Source organism: Nostoc sp. CHAB 5715 (assembly GCF_020829685.1).
In the GTDB taxonomy this organism is placed as follows: domain Bacteria; phylum Cyanobacteriota; class Cyanobacteriia; order Cyanobacteriales; family Nostocaceae; genus Nostoc.
Window position 1 is genome coordinate 1 of record NZ_JAIVFR010000182.1, and the last position, 9,538, is coordinate 9,538.

Annotated in this window: 16 protein-coding genes and 2 pseudogenes; 11 read left to right on the forward strand and 7 right to left on the reverse strand. The window is 40.4% G+C overall.

All coding sequences use genetic code 11. The features are described 5' to 3' along the window. Positions 1-8 precede the first annotated feature (8 nt). The 4 genes and pseudogenes from LC574_RS12220 (at position 9) to LC574_RS12235 (ending at position 2,624) form a co-directional block, all read left to right on the forward strand. The gene (locus tag LC574_RS12220; protein WP_229453778.1) at positions 9-140 is read left to right on the forward strand and encodes a tetratricopeptide repeat protein; all 132 of its coding nucleotides are present in this window, start codon (positions 9-11) and stop codon (positions 138-140) included. Then, positions 127-1,593, forward strand: a pseudogene (locus LC574_RS12225) (tetratricopeptide repeat protein); the annotation flags it as partial. The gene LC574_RS12220 and the pseudogene LC574_RS12225, both read left to right, overlap by 14 nt. A gap of 331 nt (positions 1,594-1,924) precedes the next feature. After that, complete coding sequence (locus LC574_RS12230) at positions 1,925-2,395, forward strand: PIN domain-containing protein (protein WP_229453766.1); 471 nt, start codon at positions 1,925-1,927, stop codon at positions 2,393-2,395. A 1-nt stretch (position 2,396) separates the two neighbouring features. After that, positions 2,397-2,624 (forward strand): hypothetical protein, encoded by a 228-nt coding sequence (locus LC574_RS12235; RefSeq protein ID WP_229453767.1) that lies wholly within the window; start codon positions 2,397-2,399, stop codon positions 2,622-2,624. A 23-nt stretch (positions 2,625-2,647) separates the two neighbouring features. On the opposite strand, the gene LC574_RS12240 is transcribed toward LC574_RS12235, so the two are convergent. Continuing rightward, positions 2,648-2,878, reverse strand: coding sequence for a DUF433 domain-containing protein (locus LC574_RS12240; protein ID WP_229453779.1), 231 nt, complete (start codon positions 2,876-2,878; stop codon positions 2,648-2,650). A gap of 830 nt (positions 2,879-3,708) precedes the next feature. Between LC574_RS12240 and LC574_RS12245 the strand changes: the two genes are divergently transcribed. From LC574_RS12245 to LC574_RS12255, 4 genes are read left to right on the forward strand one after another with little or no spacing between them, the layout of a single operon-like run. Further along, entirely contained in the window at positions 3,709-3,927 is a 219-nt protein-coding gene (locus LC574_RS12245) for a type II toxin-antitoxin system HicB family antitoxin (RefSeq protein ID WP_229453768.1), read from the forward strand. A gap of 2 nt (positions 3,928-3,929) precedes the next feature. Then, positions 3,930-4,118, forward strand: a complete 189-nt coding sequence (locus LC574_RS12250) for a type II toxin-antitoxin system HicA family toxin (RefSeq protein WP_229453769.1) — start codon at positions 3,930-3,932, stop codon at positions 4,116-4,118. 25 nt (positions 4,119-4,143) lie between these two features. Further along, complete coding sequence (locus LC574_RS37960; protein ID WP_267871504.1) at positions 4,144-4,269, forward strand: hypothetical protein; 126 nt, start codon at positions 4,144-4,146, stop codon at positions 4,267-4,269. Next, entirely contained in the window at positions 4,269-4,421 is a 153-nt protein-coding gene (locus LC574_RS12255) for a hypothetical protein (RefSeq protein WP_229453770.1), read from the forward strand. Before LC574_RS37960 ends, LC574_RS12255 begins: the two co-directional genes overlap by 1 nt. 280 nt (positions 4,422-4,701) lie before the next feature. On the opposite strand, the gene LC574_RS12260 is transcribed toward LC574_RS12255, so the two are convergent. The 5 genes and pseudogenes from LC574_RS12260 to LC574_RS12280 all read right to left on the reverse strand — a co-directional run. Further along, the gene (locus tag LC574_RS12260) at positions 4,702-4,956 is read right to left on the reverse strand and encodes a type II toxin-antitoxin system HicB family antitoxin (RefSeq protein WP_267871505.1); all 255 of its coding nucleotides are present in this window, start codon (positions 4,954-4,956) and stop codon (positions 4,702-4,704) included. A gap of 473 nt (positions 4,957-5,429) precedes the next feature. Further along, positions 5,430-5,750, reverse strand: coding sequence for a PIN domain-containing protein (locus tag LC574_RS12265; RefSeq protein ID WP_229453771.1), 321 nt, complete (start codon positions 5,748-5,750; stop codon positions 5,430-5,432). A 55-nt stretch (positions 5,751-5,805) separates the two neighbouring features. Then, entirely contained in the window at positions 5,806-6,018 is a 213-nt protein-coding gene (locus tag LC574_RS12270; protein ID WP_229453772.1) for a hypothetical protein, read from the reverse strand. Further along, the gene (locus LC574_RS12275) at positions 6,005-6,250 is read right to left on the reverse strand and encodes an AbrB/MazE/SpoVT family DNA-binding domain-containing protein (RefSeq protein ID WP_229453773.1); all 246 of its coding nucleotides are present in this window, start codon (positions 6,248-6,250) and stop codon (positions 6,005-6,007) included. Before LC574_RS12275 ends, LC574_RS12270 begins: the two co-directional genes overlap by 14 nt. A 133-nt stretch (positions 6,251-6,383) precedes the next feature. Further along, positions 6,384-6,692 (reverse strand): annotated as a pseudogene (locus LC574_RS12280) (transposase); the annotation flags it as partial. A 196-nt stretch (positions 6,693-6,888) separates the two neighbouring features. On the opposite strand from LC574_RS12280, the gene LC574_RS12285 reads away from it, so the two are divergent. Together LC574_RS12285 and LC574_RS12290 are read left to right on the forward strand one after the other, a co-directional pair. Next, entirely contained in the window at positions 6,889-7,380 is a 492-nt protein-coding gene (locus tag LC574_RS12285) for a GNAT family N-acetyltransferase (RefSeq protein WP_229453774.1), read from the forward strand. Positions 7,381-7,661: 281 nt separating this feature from the next. Beyond that, complete coding sequence (locus LC574_RS12290) at positions 7,662-8,258, forward strand: cytochrome b/b6 domain-containing protein (RefSeq protein WP_229453775.1); 597 nt, start codon at positions 7,662-7,664, stop codon at positions 8,256-8,258. 241 nt (positions 8,259-8,499) lie between these two features. Here the strand turns inward: LC574_RS12290 and LC574_RS12295 are convergent, their stop codons facing one another. After that, on the reverse strand, positions 8,500-8,748 hold the full coding sequence (locus LC574_RS12295; protein ID WP_229453776.1) for a DUF6761 family protein: 249 nt from the start codon (positions 8,746-8,748) through the stop codon (positions 8,500-8,502). Positions 8,749-9,331: 583 nt separating this feature from the next. Here LC574_RS12295 and LC574_RS12300 point away from each other — a divergent pair. Beyond that, positions 9,332-9,538, forward strand: a 207-nt coding sequence (locus tag LC574_RS12300) for a response regulator (RefSeq protein ID WP_229453777.1), incomplete at its 3' end; no start/stop codon positions are given.

A 9,538-nucleotide genomic window follows, 5' to 3' on the forward strand; every position in this document is an offset into this window, starting at 1 on the left:
TGCGTCAACTGCTCGGAGATGAACATCCATCTGTCGCCACTAGCCTCAATAACCTAGCGTCACTCTACTTCTCCCAAGGCAGATACAGCGAAGCCGAACCCCTTTTAATCCAAGCTTTGGCACTTTTACGTCAACGATAATAATTTAACTGGAGTATTTATCGGTAACGCTCTATTTTACGATGGTCAAGGGTTGTATGACCAAGCTTTACCTTGGTATAAGCAATGTCTAGAAGTTGCCAAAAAACGTTTAGGAGAGGAACACCCATTTGTTGCAGAAAGCCTCAACAACCTAGCATTACTCTACAACTCCCAGGGCAGATACAGCGAAGCCGAACCCCTTTTTATTCAAGCATTGGCACTCAGGCGTCAACTACTGGGAGAAGAACATCCAGATGTCGCCACTAGCCTCAACAACCTAGCGGGACTCTACAGATATCAAGGCAGATACAGCGAAGCCAAACCCCTTTACATCCAAGCTTTAGCACTCTGGCGCAAGCTGCTGGGAGAAGAACATCCATCTGTCGCAGTTAGCCTCAACAACCTAGCGGCATTTTACGACTCCCAAGGCAGATACAGCGAAGCCGAACCCCTTTACATCCAAGCTTTAGCACTCCGGCGCAAGTTGCTGGGAGAAGAACATCCATCTGTCGCACTTAACCTCAACAACCTAGCAAGACTTTACGACTCCCAAGGCAGATACAGCGAAGCCGAACCTCTTTTAATTCAAGCTTTAGCACTCTACCGCAAGCTGCTGGGAGAAGAACATCCATCTGTCGCACTTAGCCTCAACAACCTAGCAAGACTTTACGACTCCCAAGGCAGATACAGCGAAGCCGAACCCCTTTTAATCCAAGCTTTGGAACTCAGACGCAAACTGCTGGGAGAAGAACATCCAGATGTCGCTACTAGCCTCAACAACTTAGCGTTACTCTACTACTCCCAAGACAGATACAGCGAAGCTGAACCTCTTTTAATCCAAGCTTTGGAACTCTGGCGTCAACTGCTGGGAGAAGAACATCCAGATGTCGCTACTAGCCTCAACAACCTAGCGTTATTCTACGACTCCCAAGGCAGATACAGCGAAGCCGAACCCCTTTACATCCAAGCTTTGGCACTCAGCCGTCAACTGCTGGGAGGAGAACATCCAGATGTCGCCTCTAGCCTCAACAACCTAGCGGCATTCTACGACTCTCAAGGCAGATACAGCGAAGCCGAACCCCTTTACATCCAAGCTTTGGTACTCAGGCGTCAACTGCTGGGAGAAGAACATCCAAATATCGCACAAAGCATCAACAATCTAGCGATACTCTACCTTTCCCAAGGCAGATACAGCCAAGCCGAACCCCTTTTAATCCAAGCTTTGGCACTCTGGCGTCAACTGCTGGGAGAAAAACATCCAGATGTAGCCTCTAGCCTCAACAATATGGCAAAACTCTACTACTTACAAGGACGTTACACCGAAGCTGAACCGTTGTATTTGCAAGCTTTGGAGATTTTTGAGCAACGATTAGGGGTAAATCATTCCCGCACTGTCAAGTGTCATGAAAATCTAGCAAGTCTTCGTGATCGCCTCGCCTCAAATCCAGAATAAACTACATGGAGCTACAAATTTACAGGTTTTATGAAAAGCATACCGTGATAAAACTGAAAAGTGCGATCGCTCAAACTCGGACTTTCGTGTTCTGAGGTGGAATGATGGTGTTGTAAAGGCGATCGCTTTAGTAAAATTTCTTGGGGAATGCTGCGCGATCGCTAACCCACAGTTAACATCAGTATCATTTTACTTATATGGGCTATGCCTACGCCCGTCAGAGATATCGCTCTTGTGTAGATGGTAAAATCACAAGCGATGTCTTCTCTGCGAGACGCTACGCGAACGACCGGCTACGCCTACACCTGTGAAAGTTGAGAGATGAATATAATTGCGTTCGCTTTTTTTTAGAGAAAGTTTTACAAAAAGCTATATGACCAGGGTTTATCTAGATACCAGTATTTATAATCGTCCATTTGACGACCAAACACAGCCAAAAATATTTCTGGAAACACAAGCTATTATCTTAATTTTACAAATGGTAGAAGCAAGATTAATAGAACTAGTTAGTTCTTCAGTACTAGAATATGAAAATGGCCGTAACCCTTTTGTTGTCAATCAGCAATCAATGGAGCGATACTTACAAATAGCCACCTTGAGAGTATTAGTAGATGAAAATATTAGAAACAGAGCAGAACAACTTGAACAACTTGGTATTAAATCTATAGATGCACTTTATGTAGCGTGTGCGGAAGCTTCTCAAAGTGATTATTTTATCACTTGTGACAGGAGATTAATCAACCGATGTCAGAATTTATCACTCATAGTTATCAACCCAAATAATTTTATCTTTGAGGTATAAAATGAAAATTAAAGTTATTAATGAACAAAAAAATTTACAAGAAGTAATGAAGGTTTTACTCACCCACTTAGAACCATCGAAGGTAATGAAATTTTGGGCAGCTTGTAAACTAAGTGAAACTGACTATTTACAACTGAAAGAACAACTGTTTGCTCAAGAAACAGTTGCTAGTTTATACGCCAAAATCAAAGAATATCAAGATGGAGATAGTCAACAATCCCCAGAATAAAACGCTGAGGTGAAATGATGAGGTTAAGCACTTTTGAAGGTATAAACCCGTTCTTGAGTCAACCACGCTGCATAAAGAAGAGATTGACGAATATCTTCTGCTTCTAAATCAGGATATTCTTCTAAAATTTCTTCTATAGGCTTTCCATGAGCTACCAAATTTACCACTAAAGAAACTGGAATTCGCATCCCGCGAATGCAAGCTTGTCCAGCCATAATGCTAGGGTAAAATGTAATTCTCTCCAGACCTAACATAAATGATCGCTCCAAAATCTTTTTCATCGTTTTGAGGTGCAATGATATTGTAAAGCCTAGCGCTCTATTTTTGATTTTAAACCCACAAGCGATCGCCTTTTAGATAAAATCCTGAGCGCATCAGTGTCATTGTGTAGAGTGCGAATCTGCGCGTAGGCGAAGCCCGCCGCAGGCATCGCCCCTCCTCAAATCAAGAATAGACGGTTTTGTGCAAAGCGTACCGTGATAAAACTGAAAAGCGCGTTAGCGAAGCTCACCGAAGGTATCGCCTATACTAAAATTCATATTGAACTAAGTAAAAATGCCTGATTACTTACTCAAAATGGCATTTGACTTACTCAAAAGCAGCTTTTGCTTTCTCAAACCCCAGTTTGCTTTCTCATTTTAGTGTTTTCCGCAAGCAAAATCAGCTTTTACTTTCTCAAACCCCAGTTTGCTTTCTCATTTTGGTGTTTTCCGCAAGTAAAATAAGCTTTTACTTACTCAAAAGGAGCTTTTACTTTCTCAAATCCCAGTTTGCTTTCTCATTTTAGTGTTTTCCGCAAGCAAAATCAGCTTTTACTTTCTCAAACCCCAGTTTGCTTTCTCATTTGAGTAATTTACGTATTCATTTTGGTATATCATTGAGCCGAAAGCTTGCTTGCGATCGCTCTAGAAAAGAAGTGTAAATCGACAAGCGATCGCCTATGCTGGTTTAGAGATGAATGAGTGCGTAGGCGTAGCCCGCCTTTGGCATCGCACTTATATGGTTGTGAATAATAGAGAGATGCAGCCCCCGCAACAAAAAATCAGCTACGATCAATCATATAATTATCCTCACCAACACAGAAATGTTAATTACATACACTGCCAAATATACAAAAACTAATAGCGGATATATGGGACAACTCATTGAATGGCAAGAAGTCATTACAGAAGGAGAAACCATAGAAGAATGTAGAGCTATGTTACAAGATGCAACGAAAGAAATGGTTCTTGCCTATCGTCAACAAAATAAAGAAATTCCCACAGGTGGTTCTTTGCTCGAACCAATTCCTATAGAGATTTGAGTGTGTCAGTCAAACGAAAAGAGCTAATTAAATACTTAGAACAAAATGGCTTTTATTTATTAAGGGAAGGAGGAAATCATTCTATATATACTAATGATGTAAAAACTCTTCCTGTAAAACGGCATCGCACCATTGATCGTATTACTGCTAATGAAATATGTAAACAAGCGGGTTTATTACCTAATTTTTAACTGCCACTTAGAACTATTGAAGGTAATGAAATTTTGGGCAGCTTGTAAACTAGGTGAAGGCGATTATTTGGAACTTAAAGAAAAACTGTTTGCTGAAGAAACAGTTGCCAGTTTATATGCCAAAGTCAAAGAATATCAAGATGAAGCCTAGTGTTTCAAGTTAGAAGAGGCGACGCCGATAGCGAACGCGAGTGCGTCTCCAAGAGTTGCGGTAGCGAGCATTGGTGTCAACTTAAGCTATTAGATAGCTTAACTGTTGGCTTCCTCACCCGCCTAGAACTAAAGTTCAAGGCTAATAGCTAAAGTCTACTAAAGTAGACTAAAGATTTTTGGCTATATTTAGTCATCTTTAGATGACTTTCGCTATTAGCAAGGAACTTCAGTTCCTTGCGGGACATGGCTTTTACGTTAAGTTGACACGTATGGTTAGCGAGTCTTGCCTACGGCACGCTCTTGCGTTCGAGCGTCATAGCCCGTCTTAGACATCGCTCTAGATTCCCCGTAAACCATAAACTGATGTCTTGTTCCAGAATAAGGTCCCTCAAACCCAATCCGTCGTAATTTCTTCATAAAATCCCGACGCTTACAGGGTATCCATCGGCTCAAGAGTCGGCTCCTTGTTGAGGTCAATATTATCAATTACTGGTAGAGAATGTCCCAGCTTTAGCCCAAGCAAAATCCAGTCTTCCAGTGTTGAGCGTAATTCATCCTCACACTCGCGCAAAGTTGATGCAAAAGCTATCACTCCTTTGCAAACAGGAATTCTACCTGCAAATGTACCATCTTCTAACTTGTCATAAATTGCTTGGGCGATCGCTCGATCAACATAGTCGCTCAAAATAAACCTTATCGCCATGAAATCTCGTGTTGTACTACCAGTTTAATCTTATGTTAAATGATGGTGTTTCGCCGATGAAGCGTCTACGCTCTACTTTCAAGTGTAAATCTACAGGCGATCGCTAAAACTTTACCTCACTAAGCTATATCAATTACTGGTATTGGCGAACTTTAAAGGCTATTCCATCATCTTAAAATTTGTTCTGTGAAGGAATTCATGCTTTGATGCGTTAAATGCTATCTCAAATATCATAAGTTGTATTCCTTAAGTGCATCCAGTTTCTCTATGTCAAAACCCGCCGATGTCAGTTAACCTCTGGGAAGTTGATGTTAGCATCGCCTTTTATATGCCTCCAATTCCGAGTTCGGAGGTGGAATGATGGTATTGTAAAGGTGTAGGCGTAGCTTGTCAGAGATATCGCTCTAGAAAAGAAATGTAAATCGACAAGCGATCGCTTAGTTTAGAAATGAGCGTTACTCAAATAAATCAAATCCTTTTTCGTTTCTCAGCTTTCTGTCAAAAGTTGCTGTTAAACTACAACCAGAATCTTGAGCAATCGCACCAATTAAATAGTCAGAAAAATCTGCACTTCCCTGCTTAAATCGTTGTAATGCTTGATAAACTACAGAGCGATTTTCTAACTCAAACACTGAACATTGCAGCATCAAGTCTATGGTGTTACTAATTTCTTCCCTACTAAATTGATAAGGGTTCCCGCGCAAAACCCAAACTAATTCACAGAGAACTATATTAGCAACAAAACATTGGGAGCATCCCACTTTTTTACATGTCATTGCGTTCGCGTAGCGTCTCGAAGAGAGGAACGAAGCAATCGCAAAATTCTTCTCTTCAAAACGAGTCCATGAGATTGCTTCGTCGTTCCTCCTCTCTACGAGACGCTGCGCGAACGCAATGACAGTTATTCTCAAGAGCAAAATAAAAACTGGGATGCACCCCAAAACATTGTTCTTCCCTTTCGATAATTTCAGCAGCTTGCTTCCACTGCTTTTCATCATCTTTTGTCAAGTAACGCACTAAAATATTTGTATCAAGTCCAATCACTTGAACCTTCTTGGATTGCTACTTCCATTTCTTCTAAAGTTGCGCTTTTCATTCCCGGACGGTGTAAAAACCCTGATAAAGTTTGAATAGGAACATTTAGGGGAATCAGTTTGACTGTTCCATTTTCATCAATGACAAAATCAACTTTACTACCAGTATCCAGATGAAGATAATCCCTAATTTCTTGAGGGATAGTTATTTGTCCTTTGCTCGTGATAGTCGCACTAGCCATGACTCAAGTTCCTTACTTGATGATAACTTCTATATTAAACTCTAACGCGATCGCATAACCCTTCGTAAACATCGCGTTCTTTTCTTTTTGCTTAATAGAGTACTTCCTCAGCAGCATTAACTAAACTAAGTAGCTAAACAAAATTAATTACATAATTTTTACCAAATTGTCGGAGAATATTTTCCACAGATACTACAAAAGTTTGCCAATTTTTGTAAGCATCAATTTCAATCCATTGATACTTGATAAACCGCCATAAAATTTCAATCAAATTTAACTCAGGTGAATAGGGGGGTAATTGAAAGATAGTAATACCACGTTCTGACCATTCTTTAAGTTTATCAAGAATAATACCACTGGTATGAATAGAGGATTGATCAACAACAATCACGGTCGGTTTATCTACCTTAGGGAAAAAAGCATCAATGCAAGCACTAATTACAGCTTTTAGGTAATTAACCTTGGGTAGGAGGCACGAGGCAGAGGGCAGGAGGTGTTAATTTTTACAAGCTGATGCATCATTAACAAGGCGGCCGTTGCATTCTTGCTATCAAGATTCGTATCGCAGAGTTATAGTGAGCGTATCTGAAAGTTAGGGTTAGGTAAGTATCAGGGTAGTACAAACAGCACAGTAAGTAATGTTCAGGTTTCACCTAATTAATGAGAGTAATGCACACACAATCCTAAGTTGGCGATATGAGCCACCCTACGATTTATACAACTACTCAGAGGAGGAAGCTAATCTACTACAACATATTCTGCACCCCCAGAATACCTTCTACAGCATTGCGGATGAAAATAGTGAGTTGGTAGCTTATTGTTCTTTTGGACAAGATGGACAGGTCACTGGTGGTGATTACCGTGATCAGGCGTTGGATATTGGCATGGGGATTCGCCCTGACTTGACCGGACGAGGAAAGGGTGCTGAGTATGCCAACGCCGTATTGGAATTTGCAGACAGTTTATTTAAGCCAAAAGTGTTTCGAGTGACCATCGCAGCATTCAACAAGCGTGCGATACGGGTATGGCAGAAATTGGGATTCGAGCATCAGCAATCGTTTGAGCGAGGGAGTGATGGAATGCAATTTATCGTGTTATTACGAGCAGACTGCTGTAACAGCAATCGTTAAAGGACTACTGCTTCATAATTTAGGACTTCCCAAACCTCCAGATGTAGCCGTTCTAATTTTTCCTTAAAAACATCCTGGGTATGACTCCGACATATTTTTTAAGATGTCTTGTAAAGCGGCTTTGATCTGCACAATCAACAAGCAGAGCAATTTCAGCGATCGCATAATGTCAGAATACTGAAACGTAGGATGGGAGAATAAAGGTAAGTAATGCCCATCCCCAAATTTGCTGGACTATTTACTCAAGACAGATAAACAACAAATTTTATCAGTCAAAATCTATGACTTTGACCCCCTCTCAAACTCGGAAGCCACCCACTCAAGCAATAGGAGCCAAAATTTTCCACTGGTGTAACATCATTAGTCTATTTATCATGCTCACCAGTGGACTACAAATTTACAACGCCAACCCTGTTTTTGGTGGACGTGCAGGTTTGCACATTCCTGTGATATTTACCTTAGGAGGTTGGCTCGCAGGAGGTAGACATTGGCATTTTGCAGCAATGTGGCTATTTTCGTTGAATCTCTTGTGGTATGGAATATACATTTTAATTACCCGACGTTGGCGACATCGGTTTGTAGGTGTCAATGACTTCAAAGCATTACAAAAAAGTCAAAATTCCAAACGTCTAGTTTATGCTTGGCATCGGATTGCCTATACAGCAATTATTCCTATCTTGCTGTTGGCGTTATTTACAGGAATAGGAATGTATAAACCTGCTCAATTTCCCTGGATTGTGGATTTCTTTGGCAATTGGCAAGCATTGCGAATCGTTCACTTTGCCTCAGTGCCGATGGTTATCTTATTTGTAGTAATTCACTCTCGATTAGGACGGAAAGCTGGAGGTACTGAATTAACAGAATCAATGTTTTCATAAACAAACTATGGTCATGGAGACGCAAAGATGCAAATACACGGGGACGAAAGACAAATGACAAATGACAAATGACTAATGACTAATAACTCTTTTTTAAACAAAAAAAATGAACTTTTTTGATAAATTGAATCGTAATATCTTACAACATCTCACACCACAGTACCAGTTGACTAATATAGATAATATGGTATGATCATCTGCGGTAATTAACGGTTACTATCAATGACTAAGTAAATAGTACTTAGTAGTAATCGCGTAATGGCTGTGGTTGCGGTACTGCAAAATTTGATCCATCGTACAAGTAGCGGCTGGCTTCCTCTTCTAAGCGATGAATCAGGATAGGTTCAAGAATGTTGCCATGTCGTAATGCGGCTAGATATCCATCCAAATACATCCGCATGTCATCCGTGCGATAACCGCGATTCCATAACTCGGCGAAGGCGTCGGTGAGTCTTTGGTAATAGCGGATGGTTTGTGTGTCTTGGAGCATAACTGCTGTATTAAACTCTTTGGAATGAGAATTGTAAATGATTTACGCTCAAATGTGAACTGTAATTTCACTTTGACATAAACTCAAAGTCAACACATCTACTTTGGGCAGTACCCTCCCAGCAACTACAACCTACTTTAATCCTATTCCAGAAAACATCGATTATAGTTATCTGCTAAGTTATTTTTATGATTTTCATACTCAACAGCCCAATTTTATTGGTGATATATTCGTGGGTATAGGAACTAATTTCTGCAAAATATAATCAACTATTATTAAGCTAAAAAACTGTTGTGGTAATAGCTAGCTGCTTAGGCTATAGTTTTTTGGCAAATGATATCCATGCTAAAAGCAGAGTGTTAAGTTAGAAGAACTTTTCATAAGTTTAACAATACTTTGAAAAAATTTAATAAAAATTTAAAGATATTTCTAATCGCCTATAGGCAAGGCATAGATTAATGATGTTGCCACTCTTTTTATGAGGAAATGTAAAGTTGATAGCAATTGAAGTAACAAAGGCTACAAAACCTTAGAGATGAGCTTGTTACTTTGAAAGTCATCGACGCTAAGGGGTCTTGCCACTGTGGGTTCGGTTTGTATAGAAATCATTGAGGGGAATCCCCATCTGAGGTCGTTGTTGGGTTGGCACTTGCAACAACTGGAATACCGTGTGCATCAAGCTGCCAGCATTTATCAAGCAAGGGAAGTATTTTTAAGCCATCAACCAACACTGGTAGTTTTGGATGCAGACCTGCCTGATGGTGATGGTATTGAGTTTTGTAGCCTTTGT